Annotated in this window: 17 protein-coding genes and 1 riboswitch; of the genes, 8 read left to right on the forward strand and 9 right to left on the reverse strand. The window is 52.8% G+C overall.

Annotated features, from left to right (window positions below; all coding sequences use genetic code 11):
• Positions 1 to 12: 12 nt before the first annotated feature.
• The 7 genes from ftsL to leuO form a co-directional block, all read right to left on the reverse strand.
• Positions 13 to 378, reverse strand: a complete 366-nt coding sequence (gene ftsL, locus HV037_RS19860; RefSeq protein ID WP_006686695.1) for a cell division protein FtsL — start codon at positions 376 to 378, stop codon at positions 13 to 15.
• Entirely contained in the window at positions 375 to 1,316 is a 942-nt protein-coding gene (gene rsmH / locus HV037_RS19865; RefSeq protein WP_016155687.1) for a 16S rRNA (cytosine(1402)-N(4))-methyltransferase RsmH, read from the reverse strand. Before rsmH ends, ftsL begins: the two co-directional genes overlap by 4 nt.
• 1 nt (position 1,317) lies before the next feature.
• Positions 1,318 to 1,776: a division/cell wall cluster transcriptional repressor MraZ gene (gene mraZ / locus HV037_RS19870; RefSeq protein ID WP_005124560.1), complete on the reverse strand. Its 459-nt coding sequence runs from the start codon at positions 1,774 to 1,776 to the stop codon at positions 1,318 to 1,320.
• Positions 1,777 to 2,389: 613 nt separating this feature from the next.
• Positions 2,390 to 3,394 (reverse strand): catabolite repressor/activator, encoded by a 1,005-nt coding sequence (cra, locus tag HV037_RS19875; protein ID WP_016151689.1) that lies wholly within the window; start codon positions 3,392 to 3,394, stop codon positions 2,390 to 2,392.
• Between the two features lie 175 nt (positions 3,395 to 3,569).
• A complete protein-coding gene (gene ilvN / locus HV037_RS19880) occupies positions 3,570 to 4,061 on the reverse strand; it encodes an acetolactate synthase small subunit (RefSeq protein WP_003829566.1) in 492 nt (163 codons plus the stop codon).
• Between the two features lie 2 nt (positions 4,062 to 4,063).
• Entirely contained in the window at positions 4,064 to 5,788 is a 1,725-nt protein-coding gene (ilvI, locus tag HV037_RS19885) for an acetolactate synthase 3 large subunit (protein WP_016151688.1), read from the reverse strand.
• A gap of 318 nt (positions 5,789 to 6,106) precedes the next feature.
• Positions 6,107 to 7,054, reverse strand: coding sequence for a transcriptional regulator LeuO (leuO, locus tag HV037_RS19890; RefSeq protein WP_016151687.1), 948 nt, complete (start codon positions 7,052 to 7,054; stop codon positions 6,107 to 6,109).
• Between the two features lie 831 nt (positions 7,055 to 7,885).
• Here leuO and leuA point away from each other — a divergent pair.
• Genes leuA through leuD form a run of 4 tightly spaced genes read left to right on the forward strand, consistent with a single transcriptional unit; the run spans position 7,886 to position 12,567 of the window.
• Positions 7,886 to 9,457 (forward strand): 2-isopropylmalate synthase, encoded by a 1,572-nt coding sequence (gene leuA, locus HV037_RS19900; protein WP_016151686.1) that lies wholly within the window; start codon positions 7,886 to 7,888, stop codon positions 9,455 to 9,457.
• Positions 9,457 to 10,548, forward strand: a complete 1,092-nt coding sequence (gene leuB, locus HV037_RS19905; protein ID WP_016155686.1) for a 3-isopropylmalate dehydrogenase — start codon at positions 9,457 to 9,459, stop codon at positions 10,546 to 10,548. Before leuA ends, leuB begins: the two co-directional genes overlap by 1 nt.
• A gap of 2 nt (positions 10,549 to 10,550) precedes the next feature.
• A complete protein-coding gene (leuC, locus tag HV037_RS19910; RefSeq protein ID WP_016155685.1) occupies positions 10,551 to 11,951 on the forward strand; it encodes a 3-isopropylmalate dehydratase large subunit in 1,401 nt (466 codons plus the stop codon).
• 10 nt (positions 11,952 to 11,961) lie between these two features.
• Positions 11,962 to 12,567, forward strand: a complete 606-nt coding sequence (gene leuD / locus HV037_RS19915; RefSeq protein WP_016155684.1) for a 3-isopropylmalate dehydratase small subunit — start codon at positions 11,962 to 11,964, stop codon at positions 12,565 to 12,567.
• 49 nt (positions 12,568 to 12,616) lie between these two features.
• Here leuD and HV037_RS19920 read toward each other — a convergent pair whose 3' ends face one another.
• Positions 12,617 to 13,795: a sugar efflux transporter gene (locus HV037_RS19920; RefSeq protein WP_016155683.1), complete on the reverse strand. Its 1,179-nt coding sequence runs from the start codon at positions 13,793 to 13,795 to the stop codon at positions 12,617 to 12,619.
• A gap of 115 nt (positions 13,796 to 13,910) precedes the next feature.
• On the reverse strand, positions 13,911 to 14,033 hold the full coding sequence (sgrT, locus tag HV037_RS19925; protein ID WP_016151681.1) for a glucose uptake inhibitor SgrT: 123 nt from the start codon (positions 14,031 to 14,033) through the stop codon (positions 13,911 to 13,913).
• Positions 14,034 to 14,132: 99 nt separating this feature from the next.
• Here sgrT and sgrR point away from each other — a divergent pair, with 99 nt between their 5' ends.
• From sgrR to thiQ, 4 genes are all read left to right on the forward strand, one after another.
• Positions 14,133 to 15,788, forward strand: coding sequence for an HTH-type transcriptional regulator SgrR (gene sgrR, locus HV037_RS19930; protein ID WP_016155682.1), 1,656 nt, complete (start codon positions 14,133 to 14,135; stop codon positions 15,786 to 15,788).
• A 239-nt stretch (positions 15,789 to 16,027) separates the two neighbouring features.
• A riboswitch (TPP riboswitch) is annotated at positions 16,028 to 16,130 on the forward strand.
• Between the two features lie 33 nt (positions 16,131 to 16,163).
• Complete coding sequence (thiB, locus tag HV037_RS19935; RefSeq protein ID WP_080859376.1) at positions 16,164 to 17,147, forward strand: thiamine ABC transporter substrate binding subunit; 984 nt, start codon at positions 16,164 to 16,166, stop codon at positions 17,145 to 17,147.
• Positions 17,123 to 18,733, forward strand: a complete 1,611-nt coding sequence (gene thiP, locus HV037_RS19940; RefSeq protein WP_103283472.1) for a thiamine/thiamine pyrophosphate ABC transporter permease ThiP — start codon at positions 17,123 to 17,125, stop codon at positions 18,731 to 18,733. Before thiB ends, thiP begins: the two co-directional genes overlap by 25 nt.
• A complete protein-coding gene (thiQ, locus tag HV037_RS19945; protein WP_016151677.1) occupies positions 18,717 to 19,418 on the forward strand; it encodes a thiamine ABC transporter ATP-binding protein ThiQ in 702 nt (233 codons plus the stop codon). The genes thiP and thiQ overlap by 17 nt, the downstream gene beginning before the upstream one ends.
• The last annotated feature ends 35 nt before the right edge of the window (positions 19,419 to 19,453 follow it).

Genomic DNA, 19,453 nt, shown 5'->3' on the forward strand with positions numbered 1-19,453 from the left:
TCGCGTTTATCCTTATTTTTGTACTACGATATTTTCTTGTGAGGGATCAACATGCTGCATTTGCAGCTTTTCCGTTGCGATCCGTTCAACACGGCTATGGTCGCCGAGCGCGTTCTCCTCAAGGATCAAGTTGCGCCATTCGATATCCAACGCATCTCGCTCCAGAACCAGCTGCTCACGCTGCGCGGTCAGTAACCGCGTATGGTGTGCTGTTGTCACGACGGTAACCGCCGTCAAAATAATGCAAATGAACAGGCAGAGTGGCAGCTTCCCATACCGCAAAAGATCGTCACCGATCACGCCAGGCAAGGCATGGCGCTCGTTGCTTCCTATCGATCCTTTAACTTTGCTGAGGGCTTCTGTCACTCTGCTGATCATGCGTTCGTCCTCTCTGCAATACGCAGAACTGAACTACGGGCACGAGGATTTTCAGCTACCTCTTCTTCACCCGGCATCATCTTGCCTAGTGCTCTTAACTCACGGCCGCCCAGCTTTTTGATCTGCGCTTCGGTCATCGGTATTCCAGCCGGAACCTGAGGACCACGGCTTTGTTCGCGCATAAAGCGTTTCACAATGCGATCTTCAAGCGAATGGAAACTGATTACCGAAAGGCGACCACCTGGTGCCAGCACGCTGAGCGAGCTTTTTAGCGCCTGCTCTATCTCCTCCAGTTCACTGTTCACCCAAATGCGCACCGCCTGGAAGGTACGGGTCGCGGGATGTTTGAATTTGTCTTTCACCGGCATTGCCGCCGCAATAACTTCCGCCAGCTCTTTAGTGCGGGTCATCGGTTCGATGCGGTTGCGCTCTACTATGGCGCGAGCAATACGTTTGCCGAAGCGCTCTTCGCCAAAGGTTTTAATCACCCAGGCAATGTCTGCTTCATCGGCGGTTTGCAGCCATTCGGCCGCTGACTGACCGCGTGTTGGGTCCATACGCATATCTAACGGACCGTCACGCATAAATGAGAATCCGCGCTCAGCATCATCAAGCTGTGGAGAAGACACCCCAAGATCAAGAAGAATCCCGTCGATCTTACCGGTAAGTCCGCGCTCGGCGACATAATCAGCCAGCGCAGAAAAAGGACCATGGACGATGGAAAAACGGGGATCGGTAATCGTCTTTGCAACGGCAATCGCCTGCGGATCGCGATCGATGGCCAGTAAACGCCCCGCTTCGCCAAGTTGCGAGAGGATCAGACGTGAGTGACCACCGCGACCAAATGTCCCGTCAATGTAGATGCCGTCTGGACGAATATTCAGGCCGTTTACGGCTTCATCCAGCAACACCGTTGTATGTTTATAATTTTCCATCATTTTATAGAGACAAATCCTGCAATCGTTCCGACAGCGCGCCGGTAACAGACTGCTCAGCGTCGATATCTTCCTTGACCTGTTGATACCAGGTCGTTTCATCCCACAGCTCAAACTTATTGAACTGCCCAACCAGCATCACTTCTTTCGTTAGCCCTGCGTGTTGCCGCAGAATGGGCGCTATCAATAATCGGCCAGCGCTATCCATCTGACATTCGCTAGCATGACCCAACAACAGGCGCTGTACGCGACGCTCAACTGGATTCATGCTCGACAGACGCGATAACTTCTGCTCGATAATTTCCCATTCAGGCAGGGGGTACAGCAGCAGGCACGGGTGATGGATGTCAATGGTGCAAACCATTTGACCGGTAGCGCTCTCGAGCAGTTGATCCCGATAACGGGTAGGCACAGATAAGCGCCCTTTACTGTCGAGATTAACTAACGTTGCTCCCCGGAACATGCCAGCCTCACCCCCGATTACCACTTTATCCCACAAATTCCCACTTAAAGGAGTTTACGGAGCGGAGGAAAACCTTGTCAAGCAAGTCACGGCGCTTAGCGGAGCAAAAAACCCATTGTTTACGGCTAATATCAGCGTTGAACAAATTCCGTACAGCAAACGAAGCAAATTAACGTCATGAATATTTGTAAGAAAAAAATCCAACAACTCATGATTGTTTAAAACAACTGAATATCATCAAAAGAAAAATATAAAGTGTCAGTTTGCGACGCGAGCGGCATTTTAGGACAATATGCAGCGAGATAACAGTACCAGTTAATCAGTCTGTACGCCGCACAGGAGCGAGATAAGGGCGAGATTGTCGCAACACACCAGTAAAGTGTTTGTTAATTCGGCAAATCCCTACATGCTTGTAACAAAATAATACAACCGTAACGCATCGTTACGTCTCAATTACCCAAAAATGGATAGTTGCATTTTTAATTCGGCATAATAGAAGAATCAATTTCAGATAATTCTAAAGAATATTCTTAATTATAATGCGGTTATTTCCGAGAACGGGATAATTGATGATGTCAGAGGCTTATCCGCCGACATCATCAATTGAGGCAACTTAGTTACGGCTTAGAATACCGCGACGGTACAGATTACGCCGTATACGCGTTAAACCTGGTTTGGGTTTACGCGGCTCATCCAGGCTTGCCAACACAATCTCCAGCACGCGTTCCGCGACATCTCGATGGCGCTGCGCCACCGCCAGTACCGGGCACTGCAGGAAGTCGAGCAGCTCGTGGTCGCCAAAAGTCGCAATCGCTAAATCAGACGGTAACTGCCCGTCGCGCCGCAGGGTCACATCCATCACCCCCTGCAACAGGGCAAACGACGTGGTAAACAGCGCCTGAGGCATTGGATGCGTTTCCAGCCATTTATCAAATAACTGCGCGGCCGCCTCCCGCTCATAGCTGTTGGCATAGAGAAAATGCACTTCACGTGGATCGTCCTTCCACGCGGTACGGAAACCCTGTTCGCGCAGGAAACTGACGGACAATTCAGGAAGAGCCCCCAGATAGAGCACGGTTTCAGCAGGGAATTTACGTAACTCCTCCGCCAGCATCTGCGCATCATCCTGGTCAGCGCCCACCACGCTGGTGAAATGTTCACGATCCAGCGCGCGATCCAGCGCCACAATCGGGAATGAACTGTTCGCCCAGCGCTGATAAAACGGATGTTCAGGCGGCAAGGAAGTCGAAACGATAATGGCATCAACCTGACGTTGTAAAAGATGCTCAATACAGCGCATTTCGTTATCCGGCTGATCTTCAGAGCAGGCAATCAGTAGTTGATACCCGCGCTGACGCGCCTGGCGCTCCAGATAGTTTGCAATCCGGGTATAGCTCGTGTTCTCGAGATCCGGGATCACCAGCCCGATAGAACGTGTGCGTCCAGCACGCAGCCCGGCCGCCACGGCATTCGGATGGTAATTATGCTCACGCACCACCGCCATGACTTTTTCAACCGTTTTGTCGCTTACGCGGTATTGCTTTGCTTTGCCGTTAATAACGTAGCTTGCAGTCGTTCGCGAAACGCCGGCCAACCGAGCGATTTCATCCAGTTTCACAATTGCCCCTTGCGTAAAATGTACAAACCATAACCTTTGAGATGGCATGGGTTAAACTTCTTAACATCTAAGCGCAGAATAATGACTGCGGCAACCGCTTTTGTCTCTGGTTACTGCTGATTTCGCAAAAAAAAGCAACCGATAGCCAATGCATCTCGCGTAGGTCAGGTAAGCGTTAGCGCATAATTTTATCGCCGCGGGAAAGCCCCACCACGCCGGAACGGGCAACTTCCACGATTTTGGCGACTTCCCGTAGCGTTGCCAGAAACGCATCCAGCTTATCGCTGGTGCCCGCCAGCTGTACGGTGTAGATCGACGGCGTAACATCGATGATTTGCCCACGGAATATCTCCGTGTTGCGTTTCACCTCTTCCCGGCCATAGCCGCTAGCCTGGATTTTCACCAGCATGATTTCTCGTTCAACGTGGGCGCCCTGCCCCAGTTCGCTGACGCGCAGAACATCCACCAGTTTGTGTAGCTGCTTTTCGATCTGCTCCAGGACTTTCTCATCCCCTACCGTTTGAATCGTCATCCGCGATAAGGTCGGGTCGTCAGTCGGCGCGACGGTCAGGCTTTCAATGTTGTATCCGCGCTGGGCGAAGAGGCCAATCACACGTGACAATGCACCCGACTCGTTTTCCAGCAATACTGATAATATCCGGCGCATAATCAGGTCCTCTCCGTTTTACTTAACCACATTTCGTCCATCCCGCCCCCACGAATCTGCATCGGGTAGACATGCTCACTGCCGTCGACGGTGACATCAACAAACACCAGGCGATGGTTACGCACATGTTCCAGCGCTTCGCCCAGCTTGCTCTCCAGTTCGCCTGGATGATTAATCTGGATACCGATATGCCCATAAGCTTCAGCAAGGCGCACAAAATCAGGTAGCGACTGCATGTAAGACTGGGAGTGACGCCCGGAGTAAATCATGTCCTGCCACTGTTTGACCATGCCGAGATAGCGGTTGTTAAGGTTGAGCACCAGTACCGGTAGCTCATATTGCAGCGCCGTCGACAGTTCCTGGATGTTCATCTGAATGCTGCCATCCCCGGTGACGCACACCACTGTTTCATCCGGCAGCGCCATTTTCACCCCTAACGCCGCGGGTAAACCGAATCCCATGGTGCCGAGGCCGCCTGAGTTAATCCAGCGGCGTGGTTTATCGAACGGATAGTAAAGTGCGGCAAACATTTGATGCTGGCCAACGTCAGAGGTCACGTATGCATCCCCTTTCGTCAGACGCCAGATGGTTTCAATCACCGCCTGCGGTTTAATACTTTCACTTTGCGTGTCGTATTTCAGGCACTGACGAGCGCGCCAGTGTTCGATCTGTTGCCACCAGTCACGGTTATCATCCAGCGGCTGCTGCGATTTCTCCTGTGGCAGCAGTTCAAGCATCTGATCCAGCACCAGGCGAGCATCGCCCACAATCGGAATATCCGCAGTGACGGTTTTTGAAATAGAGGTCGGATCGATGTCAATATGCAGCACGGTCGCATTCGGGCAATATTTTGCCAGATTATTGGTCGTTCGATCGTCAAAACGAACGCCGACGGCAAAGATCACATCAGAATGATGCATGGTCATATTCGCTTCGTAAGTACCATGCATGCCCAACATTCCCAGCGCCTGGCGATGCGTGGCCGGAAACGCGCCTAACCCCATCAGCGAGGAGACAACCGGCAGATTAAGTGCTTCGGCAATTTGCCCCAGTTGTTCGTGACAGGCGGCATTCACCGCGCCACCACCAACATAGACAACCGGTTTCTTCGCCGCGACCAGCGTCTGCAAAGCACGTTTTATCTGTCCTTTGTGCCCGGTCGTTGTCGGGTTATACGAACGCATACTCACCGACTCCGGCCAGCTATAAGGCAGTTTTTTCGCCGGATTCAGAATATCTTTCGGCAAATCCACCACCACCGGCCCCGGACGACCGCTTGCCGCCAACCAGAAGGCTTTTTTCAGCACCTGCGGGATATCTTCCGTTTGTTTAACCAGAAAACTGTGTTTTACCACCGGGCGGGATATACCCACCATGTCGCACTCCTGAAAGGCATCGTAGCCAATCAGGGAGGTGGCGACCTGGCCGGAGAGGATCACCAGCGGAATGGAATCCATATATGCCGTTGCAATCCCGGTGATCGCATTGGTTGCCCCTGGTCCGGAAGTGACCAAAACGACGCCCACTTCTCCCGTGGCACGCGCCAGGCCATCAGCCATATGTACTGCGGCTTGCTCATGACGGACTAACACATGATCAATACCGCCGACCGTATGCAATGCATCATAAATATCGAGGACGGCCCCCCCGGGATAACCGAATACCTGCTTCACACCCTGATCGATAAGCGATCGGACGACCATCTCGGCTCCAGACAACATCTCCATGGCTTGCCTCACTCTTATAATGAATTACGGTTTAACAACACATTAACCGCTGACGATGACGCATGGCAATTGACTCCGAAGAGGTGGCACTGGAGTAAATAAGAATAAAACGGAGGTAAGAATTGAATAAATGGAGAATTAAACCAGCATAAGCAATTGATATGATAAATAATCGCTTAAAAAGGGGGACTTACAGCAATTAGTCTATTTTTTTACACTTTCGGACATACGTAAAAAGTCGAGTTCAGCACAAAATTTTAGATATAAAGATAAAAGCAGAATAAACCAGATGTATTCCCCGATTTATTCTGCCAGCGGCTACTTCTTACAGACGGAGACCAACAGTTCTTCCATCCATTGATGTCCTTTATCGCGCCCCGCAGCCTCATGCCAGGAAAGATAACATGTGCGGCTGTTCAATTTTAAAGGTAAAGGCAATATCTGCAGTTCTAAAGAATCGGCGAACTCTTCCGCCAACCAACGCGGCGCAATAGAGACCAGGTGCGTTTGCGACACAATATTAAGCACGCTGATTAATGCCATTCCCTGATAAGCCACGCAGGATTGTTTATCCGGTGTGTCATACCACGGCTGGCTGAATGAGGCGAAGCGATCGAGCGAAACCACGGCATGCTGTTCATGATAGAGATTGCTTTCCAGCAATGGGCCACTAATGCGCGGATGTTTTTTGCTTGCCACTAACACCATTTCGTCATTGAATAACGGAACACTGGTAAATTCCGGACGACGGAATTCTTCATAGCTAATAACAAACTCAGTTTCCTGATAACGTAATTGGTGCTCGGTATTTAGATTTAGTGAAGATTTAAAAACGACATTAATGTTCGGCGCGACTTGTTCAACTCGATTATAAATCAACGAAGTAAGAATATTATCCAATGGACTGCATACGCAAAGATTGAATACACGCTCGCTGCTGGTAGGTTCAAAGCCGGAACCAGGCAGTTCATTCTGCACTAATTGCAATGCCTGACGAACGGAGCCAAACAGCTGGAAGGCTCTTGCTGTCGGCTGGATTCCACGGCCATAACGAACAAAAAGCTCATCGTTAAACATGACTTTCAGGCGTGCGACCGCATTACTGACAGCGGGTTGCGACATCCCCAGCGTATGTGCAGCACGCGTAATATTTTGTTCCTGCATCACCGCATCAAAAACAGTTAATAAATTAAGATCAACCATGCGAAGCTGTGGCTTCCCCATCTCTATGAGATTAGATTTATCTATTATTTTTACTTCTGGCATATTTAACTCCACTGTCACTCTAAACTCCCTTTTCCCAGACGGAGTGCAGAAATAATCTCCGTTAATATGATTTACCATGCATATAAAATAAGAAAAAGGAAAAACATTAAAATTAGGAAAACATAAAGGCACAAATCTAAATGTACAAAAGAACACCACAAGCGTAGTGCGGCAGATGTCACTGCGCGATGATTCATATGTTTAAATTTCGAAAACAATATAACCATAAGCGTGGCGAATGCACAATCATACGCACAGTGAATACGTATTTAAGTTTTAATTAAACATTTCTATTATTAACACATTAAAAGTTAACATTAATTTATCAATTATTGGGTAACACATTGGTTTCATCCATTCAGAATGAATATAAAAGCTGATAAATCATAAAGATATGAAATCCCAAATGAGGCGTTATCTTCAGTTCTTCGTGACCATAAATGCAAATAAATATGCTTAAATATGTCAAACCGTGAAAAACATGTTCAACGATCAGATGATTAATTTTATATACCCTGAGAAATTCAGCACAATTCGCTTAAGTTTATCAGAAACTTTCCCCCTTAACGGGAGCATTTACAGGGAATGGGGTTGACATCAGTCTTCATATCCAGTACCACTAAAAGCATATCGCATTCGCCTGGAGCTTGATTGATGACTTACATTGCTCGTTTTATCGGTCTACTACTACTAAACGCATTCTCATTGCGCGGTAGACTGGTGGACGACATTCAGCATTAAGTCAGCTCCAGTTAAGACAAAAAACCCGCGCCGTTGCGCGGGTTTTTTTATGCTCGAAGCAAGGCGCCCTAAAGACCAAGGACCTAAACCATGAGCCAGCAAGTCATTATTTTCGATACCACCTTACGTGACGGTGAACAGGCGTTACAGGCGAGCCTGAGTGTGAAAGAAAAACTGCAGATTGCGCTGGCCCTCGAGCGTATGGGCGTTGACGTGATGGAGGTCGGTTTTCCGGTCTCTTCACCGGGTGACTTTGAGTCCGTACAAACCATCGCTCGTCAGGTGAAGAACAGCCGCGTTTGCGCCTTAGCCCGCTGCGTAGAAAAAGATATCGACGTTGCCGCAGAATCTCTGAAGGTCGCTGAGGCTTTCCGCATTCATACGTTCATCGCCACCTCGCCGATGCATATCGCGACGAAATTGCGCAGCACGTTGGATGAAGTGATCGAGCGAGCAGTCTACATGGTGAAGCGTGCGCGTAATTATACGGATGACGTGGAGTTCTCATGCGAGGATGCTGGCCGTACCCCTATTGCCGATCTGGCCCGCGTGGTCGAAGCCGCGATTAATGCGGGAGCCAAAACTATCAATATCCCCGATACCGTTGGCTACACCATGCCTTTCGAATTCGGAGCAATCATTTCTGGTCTGTATGAACGCGTACCGAATATCGATAAAGCCATCATCTCCGTGCACACCCATGATGATTTAGGTCTGGGCGTTGGCAACGCGTTGGCGGCCGTCCACGCCGGTGCTCGCCAGGTGGAAGGCGCGATGAACGGTATCGGCGAACGCGCCGGTAACTGCTCACTGGAAGAAGTGATCATGGCGATCAAAGTGCGCAAAGATATCCTGAACGTACAGACCCGCATTAATCACCAAGAAATCTGGCGTACCAGTCAGTTAGTCAGCCAAATCTGCAACATGCCCATTCCGGCCAACAAAGCCATTGTCGGTAGCGGCGCCTTTGCCCACTCCTCTGGCATCCATCAGGACGGCGTACTGAAAAATCGTGAAAACTACGAAATCATGACGCCTGAATCCATCGGTCTGAACCAGGTGCAGTTGAACCTGACTTCCCGTTCCGGACGCGCCGCAGTGAAACACCGTATGGACGAGATGGGATATAAAGAGAATGAATACAACCTGGACAACCTGTACGACGCATTCCTGAAGCTGGCGGATAAAAAAGGTCAGGTATTTGATTACGACCTGGAAGCGCTGGCCTTTATTAATAAACAGCAGGAAGAGCCGGAGCATTTCCGTCTGGATTACTTCAGCGTGCAGTCCGGCTCAAATGACATCGCCACCGCCTCCGTCAAGCTGGCCTGCGGTGAAGAAGTCAAAGCCGAAGCGGCGAACGGTAACGGTCCGGTCGATGCCATTTATCAGGCCATCAACCGTGTGACCGAGTACAACATCGAACTGGTGAAATACAGCCTGACCGCCAAAGGGCACGGTAAAGATGCGCTGGGCCAGGTGGATATCGTTGCTAATTATAACGGTCGCCGCTTCCACGGCGTCGGTCTGGCAACAGATATCGTCGAATCGTCCGCGAAAGCGATGGTTCATGTGCTGAACAACATTTGGCGCGCCGAAGAAGTCGAAAAAGAATTGCAACGCAAAGCTCAGAACAACGAGAACAACAAGGAAACCGTGTGATGTCGAAGAATTATCATATTGCTGTTTTGCCGGGCGACGGTATTGGTCCGGAAGTGATGGCGCAAGCCCTGAAGGTACTGGACGCAATCCGCAACCGTTTTAACATGCGCATTACCACCAGCCACTACGACGTGGGGGGGGCAGCTATCGATAACCATGGTCAGCCGCTGCCGCCAGCGACGGTTGAAGGCTGTGAGCAAGCTGACGCCATTCTGTTTGGCTCCGTTGGCGGTCCGAAATGGGAAAATCTGCCGCCAAACCAGCAGCCTGAACGCGGCGCGCTGCTGCCGTTGCGTAAACACTTCAAATTATTCAGCAACCTGCGCCCGGCTAAGCTGTACCAGGGGCTGGAAGCATTTTGCCCTCTGCGCGCAGATATTGCCGCGAACGGTTTCGACATCCTGTGCGTGCGCGAACTGACCGGCGGTATCTACTTCGGTCAGCCAAAAGGCCGCGAAGGCAGCGGACAACATGAAAAAGCCTTTGATACCGAGGTTTATCACCGTTTCGAGATCGAGCGTATCGCACGTATCGCGTTTGAATCTGCTCGCCAGCGTCGCCGCAAAGTCACGTCGATTGATAAAGCCAACGTACTGCAAACGTCTATTCTGTGGCGCCAAATCGTCAATGAAATTGCTAATGAATATCCGGATGTTGAGCTGGCGCATATGTACATCGACAACGCGACGATGCAGTTGATCAAAGATCCATCCCAGTTCGACGTGCTGCTGTGCTCCAACTTGTTTGGCGACATTCTGTCTGACGAATGCGCCATGATCACCGGATCAATGGGGATGTTACCGTCCGCCAGCCTGAATGAGCAGGGCTTTGGTCTGTACGAGCCCGCTGGCGGCTCCGCTCCAGATATCGCCGGGAAAAACATTGCTAACCCTATCGCCCAAATCCTTTCGCTGGCGCTGCTGCTGCGCTACAGCCTGGACGCCAATGATGCGGCAACCGCAATCGAGAGCGCCATCAACCGCGCATTAGAAGAAGGCATTCGCACCGGTGACTTAGCCCGTGGCGCTGCCGCAGTCGGTACCGATGAAATGGGTGACATTATTGCCCGTTACGTCGCAGAAGGGGTGTAATCATGGCCAAAACGTTATACGAAAAATTGTTCGATGCGCACGTCGTCTACGAAGCGCAAAACGAAACCCCGCTGTTGTATATCGACAGACATCTGGTGCATGAAGTGACCTCTCCGCAGGCGTTTGATGGCCTGCGTGCGCATGGCCGTCAGGTGCGCCAGCCGGGTAAAACCTTTGCCACTATGGACCATAACGTCTCCACGCAAACCAAAGACATTAACGCTTCCGGCGAAATGGCGCGCATTCAGATGCAGGAATTGATCAAAAACTGCAATGAATTTGGCGTCGAACTGTACGACCTGAACCACCCGTATCAGGGGATCGTTCACGTGATGGGGCCTGAGCAAGGCGTGACGTTGCCGGGTATGACCATCGTTTGCGGCGACTCCCACACCGCCACACACGGCGCGTTTGGCGCGCTGGCCTTTGGTATTGGCACCTCTGAAGTTGAACACGTTCTGGCGACGCAGACCCTGAAACAGGGGCGTGCCAAAACCATGAAGATTGAAGTTAACGGCACGGCAGCACCAGGCATTACCGCCAAAGATATCGTGCTGGCGATTATCGGTAAAACCGGTAGTGCAGGCGGTACCGGGCACGTCGTTGAATTTTGTGGCGAAGCCATCCGTGCGCTGAGCATGGAAGGCCGTATGACCCTGTGCAACATGGCCATTGAAATGGGCGCCAAAGCGGGTCTGGTCGCACCGGATGAAACCACCTTTAACTATGTGCAGGGGCGTTTACACGCACCGAAGGGTGAGGATTTTACCAACGCGGTTGCGTACTGGAAAACGCTGAAAACCGACGACAACGCGACGTTTGATACCGTCGTTACCCTGCAGGCAGAAGAGATCGCACCGCAGGTCACTTGGGGTACGAACCCGGGTCAGGTCATCTCGGTGAACGATAATATTCCCGACCCGGCGTCATTTTCCGATCCCGTTGAGCGCGCATCGGCTGAAAAAGCGCTGGCATATATGGGGCTGAAACCGGGTATTCCGTTAACAGAAGTGGCTATTGATAAAGTGTTTATCGGTTCCTGTACCAATTCGCGTATTGAAGATTTACGCGCTGCGGCCCAAATCGCCAAAGGACGCAAAGTTGCGCCAGGCGTACAGGCGCTGGTTGTGCCGGGTTCTGGTCCGGTGAAAGCGCAGGCTGAAGCGGAAGGTCTGGACAAGATCTTCATCGAAGCCGGGTTTGAATGGCGTTTACCGGGCTGTTCCATGTGTCTGGCCATGAACAATGACCGCCTGAACCCAGGCGAGCGCTGTGCATCCACCAGCAACCGTAACTTTGAAGGCCGCCAGGGCCGCGGTGGTCGCACGCATTTAGTCAGCCCGGCCATGGCCGCCGCTGCCGCCGTTACCGGTCATTTTGCCGACATTCGCAGCATCAAATAAGGAAACTACCATGGCAGAGAAATTTACCCAACATACCGGCCTGGTTGTCCCACTGGATGCCGCCAACGTGGATACCGACGCGATTATTCCCAAACAGTTTTTGCAGAAGGTTACGCGCACCGGTTTTGGCGCTCATCTGTTTAACGACTGGCGTTTTCTGGATGAAAAAGGGCAACAGCCTAACCCAGAGTTCGTACTGAACTTCCCGGAATATAAAGGCGCGTCAATTCTGCTGGCGCGGGAAAACTTTGGCTGCGGCTCTTCCCGTGAACATGCGCCATGGGCGCTGACCGATTACGGCTTTAAAGTAGTGATCGCGCCAAGCTTCGCTGACATCTTCTACGGCAACAGCTTCAATAACCAACTGCTGCCGGTGACCTTGAGCGACGCGCAGGTAGATGAAATGTTCGCCCTGGTGAAAGCCAATCCGGGCATTAAATTTGAAGTGGATCTGCAAGCGCAGGTGGTGAAAGCGGGCGATAAGTCCTACAGCTTTAAAATCGACGACTTCCGCCGCCACTGCATGCTGAACGGTCTGGACAGCATCGGGCTGACGCTGCAGCATGAAGCAGCCATCACCGAGTACGAAGACAAGCAGCCAGCGTTTATGCGCTAGTCCTTGTAGTGCCGGATAAGGCGTAAGCTGCCATCCGGCACTCCAAAAATCAAACGTCCTTTACCCGCCCGGTCATCACCAGCGTGACCACAGAAATCGCCGCAATCACCCAATAGACGGCAAAGTGACCGTAGCTTTGCGCAACAGCCCCCTGAATCACTCCCGCGAGAATGACCCCCGTTGAAATACTGTTGGTAAATAATGTGGTCGCTGACCCCGCACGCCCGGGCATAAGATCCTGAAACCACAGCATTCCTATCCCGGCGATGATACCGATAAATACTGCATTAAATAGTTGCAGCACCAGCAGCGCCGTGCGGCTGTGAAAGAAGATCAAACCAAGATAAAACAGTACGCCCGCCGCGACGGCCGCGATCATCATTCGCCGTTTACCAAAGCGCTTCACATAGTAGCCCGCCAGGATCATCGCCGGAATTTCCAGCCCAGCCGCCGTCCCCATCAGGATACCGGCCAGCTTGTCCGGTAACCCCAGCTCAAGGCTTATCCACAGCGGCATATCGATGATGTACATGGTATTGCAGGTCCACATCAGCGTGGAGGCAATAAACAACATGCGCACATTTTTGTCCTGCCAACCGCCGGTCTGTTCCAGCGGTACGTCAACAGGTTGCTCCACCCGTGTGACTGACGGCAGTATCAGCGCAATCAGCACCAGGCTAATGGCGAAAATCCCTGCGGCAATGGAAAACATCGCCGTAAAGCCGTAATTCAGCGCCAGCATGAAGGCCAGCGGCGGTCCAATTACCCAGGCCAGCGAAAGCTGCGCACGCATCACCGAGCTAAACATCACCACTTCACGCGCGGAGTTATCAGCGTATTCCCGCGCCAGCGCAAACAGCTGCGGCATGGCGGTATTCGCCAGCGAGGCCAGCAGCACACCGCAGGTGATAAGCGTGAGATAGTGGCGATTAAACGCAAACAGCAGCGCGTTTCCGATTGCCATCAGGCAGCAGAACATGATCAGCTTGCGCCTGTCGCCCTGGCTGTCGGATCGTTTCGCGAGGGCAAGGCTGACAACGATCCCGACAATCGCATTGACGGTATAAAACAGCCCGACCCAAAACGGCTGCGCCCCGACTTCACGGCTCAGGAACAAGCTCAGCGTGGGTGCCTGCAACGCCCCTGCTACGCCCATCATAAAAGCAACCAGCATAAATGCCGCGTAAACGCCGTTGAGGCGCCGTCCCATGGTCATAATCCAGAGCATTACAGTTCCTTTTAGCGCAGCAGAAACAAAAAAAGCCAGCAGTGATTATCTGCTGGCGCGGCGATTAACACCAATACTCAGTCACACATGATGTCTGCAATTCCCAATTCAGGAGTCAGGCTGTCACCTCCCACTGCATCAGTTCTTCGAGCATCTTTAAGCGCTGCGGTGCGCTCAGGCAAGCCAACCAGGACGATTTTTCCGTCGCGGTAAAGTATTTCAACCAGAACTGACGCATAGATGACCCCTTCGTTGTCTCATCGCTTCATCGGAATCTATTATTGGCTTAATATAGGGATAATAAAATTGCTGAGTTTTTCGCAGGAGTTCCCCTTTTATGTCTTCTGGTCGTCTGCAACAACAGTTCATCCGTCTGTGGCAATGCTGTGACGGCAAAACGCAAGACACGACGCTGAACGAGCTGGCGGAGCTGCTGAGTTGTTCGCGCCGCCATATGCGTACCCTGCTCAATACCATGCAAGAACGCGGCTGGTTAACGTGGGAAGCCGAAGTTGGGCGAGGTAAACGCTCGCGCCTGACTTTCCTCTATACCGGGCTGGCACTCCAGCAGCAGCGGGCAGAAGACCTGCTGGAACAGGATCGCATCGATCAACTGGTGCAGCTGGTCGGTGACAAAACGGCCGTACGACAGATGCTGGTTTCGCACCTGGGACGCAGTTTTCGCCAGGGGCGGCACATCATGCGCGTTCTCTATTATCGTCCCATGCACAACCTGCTTCCCGGTACGGCGCTACGCCGTTCAGAAACTCATATCGCCCGGCAAATCTTCAGCGCCTTAATTCGGGTAAATGAGGAAAATGGGGAACTGGAAGCGGACATCGCCCATCACTGGCAGCAGATTTCACCTTTACACTGGCGATTCTTCCTGCGTCCGGGGATTCATTTTCATCATGGCCGCGAACTGGAAATGGAAGATGTCATCACCTCGCTGATGCGCATTAACGCCCTGCCGCTGTACTCGCACATCACGCAGATCGTTTCTCCCACGGCCTGGACGCTGGATATCCATCTCGCCCAACCCGACCGCTGGCTTCCCTGGCTATTGGGGCAAGTCCCCGCCATGATCCTGCCGCGAGAATGGGAGACGCTCAGCAACTTCTCCAGCCACCCAATTGGCACTGGTCCCTATGCGGTGATGCGCAATACCAATAACCAACTGAAAATTCATGCATTTGATGATTATTTTGGCTACCGGGCGCTGATCGACGAAGTTAACGTTTGGGTTTTACCCGATATCGGTGAAGAGCCTGGCGGTGGGTTGACGCTAAAAGGCCCCACGGAGGATGAAAAGGCGATCGAAAGCCGCCTCGAGGAAGGATGCTACTACCTGCTGTTTGATGCGCGCACCCACCGTGGCGCTAATCAGGAGGTTCGCGATTGGGTTAGCCGCGTTCTTTCGCCAACCCATCTCATCTGCCACGCCGACGAACAGTTCCAGCGACTGTGGTTTCCCGCCTACGGTTTGCTCCCCCGCTGGCACCATGCCAAACCCGGCCATGGTGAAAAACCCGCCGGACTGGAAACGCTGACGATCACCTACTATCGCGATCACATCGAACATCGGATTATCGCGCAGATCATGAAGACGTTGCTGGCAGAGCATCAGGTACAGTTAAATATTCAGGAGATCGACTACGATCAATGGCATGCGGGTGAAATCGTCAGCGATATCTGGCTCAACAGCGCCAATTTTACCCTACCGCTGGATTTCTCGCTGTTCGCCCATTTGTGCGAAGTCCCGTTACTGCAAAACTGTATCTCGCGGGACTGGGAAAACGATGCGGCCCGCTGGCGAACGGGCGAAATGAGCCTGGCGGCATGGTGCCAACAGCTGCTCGCCACAAAGGCCATTGTGCCGCTGATCCACCACTGGCTCATCATTCAAGGACAGCGCAGTATGCGCGGATTACGCATGAACACCCTCGGCTGGTTTGATTTTAAATCGGCGTGGTTTGCACCACCGGATCCTTAGATCCGGCTCTTGATTGCCGCATAGCAACAAAATCATTACACTAACGCCGTTCTCAACGGGGTGCTAAATAAAAACATACACAAAATCATTCACGCTGCATCAAGGCGGCAAGCGAGTGAGTCCCCAGGAGCATAGATAACTATGTGACTGGGGTGAGCGACAAATCTGCCGGGAGCAGATTTGAACGCTGCTTGCAGCGGCCCCGAAGGGGCGAGGCCCGGAGATGGGCCGAGTAACGCAGCCAACACAGAGGCAGCGTGAATGATGAAGTGTATGGGCTGAGAGATACCCGTCGAACCTGATCCGGATAATGCCGGCGAAGGGATTTGAGGCTGCAACTCAAGTCCTTTGCCACCCAACTTTATGAGGTGCAAAGTGTTTAAAAAATGTCTTCCGCTTTTACTGCTGTGCGCAGCGCCTGCTTTCGCCAAACCTGTACTGACAGTATATACCTACGACTCGTTCGCAGCTGACTGGGGCCCGGGCCCGACAATAAAAAAAGCCTTTGAAGCTGACTGCAACTGTGAACTGAAACTGGTCGCGCTGGAAGATGGTGTCTCGCTGCTTAACCGCCTGCGCATGGAAGGAAAAAACAGTAAAGCTGACGTCGTACTGGGCCTCGATAACAACCTTCTGGAAGCCGCCACCCAAACCAAACTGTTTGCCAAAAGCGGTGTAGCAAGTGAAGCCGTAAACGTGCCCGGCGGCTGGAAAAACGATACCTTCGTTCCGTTTGATTACGGCTATTTCGCCTTCGTTTATGATAAGAACAAGCTGAAGAATCCGCCCAAAAGCCTGAAAGAACTGGTAGAGAGCGATCAAAAATGGCGCGTCATTTATCAGGACCCGCGTACCAGCACGCCGGGGCTGGGCCTGCTGCTATGGATGCAAAAAGTCTATGGCGATAAGGCGCCGGAGGCCTGGCGCGCGCTTTCGGCAAAAACCGTCACGGTCACCAAGGGCTGGAGTGAAGCCTACGGCCTGTTCCTGAAAGGCGAAAGCGACCTGGTACTCAGCTACACCACCTCTCCGGCCTATCACATCATCGCCGAGAAAAAAGACAACTACGCCGCAGCCAACTTTAGCGAAGGCCACTATTTGCAAGTGGAAGTCGCCGCCCGTACTGCGGCCAGCAAACAGCCGGAACTGGCCGAGAAATTCCTCAAGTTTATGGTGTCTCCAGCCTTCCAGAATGCGATTCCGACCGGCAACTGGATGTATCCGGTAACCCCGGTCGCCCTGCCTTCTGGATTCGAGCAACTGAATAAGCCAGCCACCGCGCTGGAATTTACGCCGCAGCAGGTTGCGGCTCAACGCCAGGCATGGATTAGCGAATGGCAACGCGCCGTCAGCCGTTAATTTCCGGCTGGCTGGTTCCAGGGCTTACCGCCGCCACGCTGATGGTGACCGTTGCCCTGGCCGCGTTTCTGGCGCTGTGGTTTAACGCCCCACGGGGGGAGTGGCGCTCACTGTGGCAAGACGACTACCTGTGGCACGTGGTGCGCTTTTCTTTCTGGCAGGCTTTTTTATCCGCAGTGCTGTCGGTCATCCCGGCGATTTTCCTTGCCAGAGCGCTCTATCGCCGCCGTTTTCCAGGACGACTGGCGCTGCTGCGCCTGTGCGCGATGACGTTAATCCTGCCAGTGCTGGTCGCGGTCTTCGGTATTCTTAGCGTGTACGGTCGTCAGGGCTGGCTGGCCTCGATCTGGCATACATTCGGGCTGGAATGGACGTTTTCGCCGTACGGTTTGCAGGGCATTCTGCTGGCGCACGTCTTTTTCAATCTGCCGATGGCCAGTCGTTTGCTGTTGCAGTCGCTGGAGAATATTCCCGGCGAACAGCGACAGTTAGCCGCTCAGTTAGGTCTGCGCGGCTGGCATTTCTTCCGCTTTGTTGAATGGCCGTGGCTGCGTCGGCAAATCCTTCCCGTCGCGGCGCTCATCTTTATGCTCTGTTTCGCCAGCTTCGCCACCGTTTTGTCACTGGGCGGTGGACCGCAGGCCACAACCATCGAGCTGGCGATTTATCAGGCGCTGAACTTTGATTACGATCCCGCCCGCGCCGCCATGCTGGCGTTGATCCAGATGGTTTGTTGTTTAGCGCTGGTGCTCTTCAGCCAACGTCTGAGCCGCGCCATCGCCCCCGGTACCACGCTGGTTCAGGGCTGGCGCGATCCCGACGATCGTCTGCACAGCCGCCTGGCAGACGCACTGCTGATTATTCTGGCCCTGCTGCTACTGCTGCCGCCGCTGCTGGCGGTAATTGTCGATGGTTTTAACCGCCATATGCTGGATGTTCTTAAGCAACCTGTACTGTGGCACGCACTGGGAACCTCGCTGCGCATTGCGCTGGCGGCAGGTGCGTTGTGCGTAGTTCTCACCATGATGCTGTTATGGAGCAGTCGTGAACTGCGTGCCCGACAGCAGGTGCTGGCAGGTCAGATGCTGGAACTTAGCGGCATGTTGATCCTCGCCATGCCGGGCATCGTGCTGGCAACCGGCTTCTTTCTGCTGCTCAATAACACCATTGGACTCCCCGAATCAGCCGACGGGATTGTCATTTTTACCAATGCGCTGATGGCGATCCCTTACGCGCTGAAGGTACTGGAAAACCCAATGCGGGACGTCACCACCCGCTACAGTATGTTGTGCCAGTCGTTGGGAATTGAGGGATGGTCGCGCCTGAAAGTGGTTGAACTGCGCGCCCTGAAGCGCCCGCTGGCGCAGGCGATGGCTTTTGCCTGCGTGCTGTCGATTGGCGATTTTGGCGTGGTCGCGCTATTTGGTAATGAGGATTTCCGCACCCTGCCGTTTTATTTATATCAGCAGATAGGCTCTTATCGCAGTCAGGATGGCGCAGTTACGGCGTTATTGCTGCTGATCCTGTGCTTTACGCTGTTTACCGTTATTGAGAAATTGCCGGGTCGAAATGTTAAAACTGATTGATATCACATGGCTTTATCACCATTTGCCGATGCGCTTTACGCTGTCGATCGCACGCGGTGAGCAGGTTGCGATCCTCGGGCCCAGCGGCGCCGGGAAAAGTACGCTGCTGAATCTGATCGCCGGCTTTCTCACGCCAGCCAGCGGTACCATGTTGATTGAAGGTGAAGATCACACCGCCACGCCTCCCTCACGTCGCCCCGTTTCGATGCTGTTTCAGGAAAATAACCTGTTCAGCCACCTGAGCGTGCAGCAAAACATCGGCCTGGGCCTTAACCCGGGATTGAAGCTGAACGCATCGCAGCGGGAGAAAATGCATCACATCGCGCAGCAAATGGGGATCGACTCACTGCTGGAGCGCCTCCCCGGTGAGCTTTCCGGCGGTCAGCGACAGCGCGTAGCGCTGGCGCGTTGCCTGGTGCGGGAACAACCCATTTTGCTGCTTGATGAACCGTTCTCTGCGCTCGATCCCGCCCTGCGCCAGGAGATGTTAACGCTGGTTGCTGAAGTCTGTCGCGATAAACAGCTTACCTTGCTGATGGTGTCCCACAGCGTAGAAGATGCGGCGCGAATTGCGTCCCGTTCGATTGTGGTCGCCGACGGGCGCATCGCCTGGCAGGGCAAAACGGATGAGTTATTAAGCGGTCAGGCCAGCGCCTCGACGCTCTTGGGCATCAAAGCCGAGTGATTGATTTCCCAGGCCGGATAAGCGTCAGCGCCATC

It is taken from the genome of Citrobacter sp. RHBSTW-00017 (assembly GCF_013797615.1).
Lineage (GTDB): Bacteria > Pseudomonadota > Gammaproteobacteria > Enterobacterales > Enterobacteriaceae > Citrobacter > Citrobacter braakii.

Coding starts and splice junctions, on each gene's coding strand:
- leuB (WP_016155686.1), top strand. CDS start 9,457: ATGTCGAAGAATTATCATATTGCTGTTTTGCCGGGCGACGGTATTGGT.
- rsmH (WP_016155687.1), bottom strand. CDS start 1,316: ATGATGGAAAATTATAAACATACAACGGTGTTGCTGGATGAAGCCGTA.
- sgrR (WP_016155682.1), top strand. CDS start 14,133: ATGTCTTCTGGTCGTCTGCAACAACAGTTCATCCGTCTGTGGCAATGC.
- leuO (WP_016151687.1), bottom strand. CDS start 7,054: ATGCCAGAAGTAAAAATAATAGATAAATCTAATCTCATAGAGATGGGG.
- ftsL (WP_006686695.1), bottom strand. CDS start 378: ATGATCAGCAGAGTGACAGAAGCCCTCAGCAAAGTTAAAGGATCGATA.
- ilvI (WP_016151688.1), bottom strand. CDS start 5,788: ATGGAGATGTTGTCTGGAGCCGAGATGGTCGTCCGATCGCTTATCGAT.
- leuC (WP_016155685.1), top strand. CDS start 10,551: ATGGCCAAAACGTTATACGAAAAATTGTTCGATGCGCACGTCGTCTAC.
- ilvN (WP_003829566.1), bottom strand. CDS start 4,061: ATGCGCCGGATATTATCAGTATTGCTGGAAAACGAGTCGGGTGCATTG.
- sgrT (WP_016151681.1), bottom strand. CDS start 14,033: ATGCGTCAGTTCTGGTTGAAATACTTTACCGCGACGGAAAAATCGTCC.
- mraZ (WP_005124560.1), bottom strand. CDS start 1,776: ATGTTCCGGGGAGCAACGTTAGTTAATCTCGACAGTAAAGGGCGCTTA.
- leuA (WP_016151686.1), top strand. CDS start 7,886: ATGAGCCAGCAAGTCATTATTTTCGATACCACCTTACGTGACGGTGAA.
- leuD (WP_016155684.1), top strand. CDS start 11,962: ATGGCAGAGAAATTTACCCAACATACCGGCCTGGTTGTCCCACTGGAT.
- thiP (WP_103283472.1), top strand. CDS start 17,123: ATGGCAACGCGCCGTCAGCCGTTAATTTCCGGCTGGCTGGTTCCAGGG.
- HV037_RS19920 (WP_016155683.1), bottom strand. CDS start 13,795: ATGCTCTGGATTATGACCATGGGACGGCGCCTCAACGGCGTTTACGCG.
- thiQ (WP_016151677.1), top strand. CDS start 18,717: ATGTTAAAACTGATTGATATCACATGGCTTTATCACCATTTGCCGATG.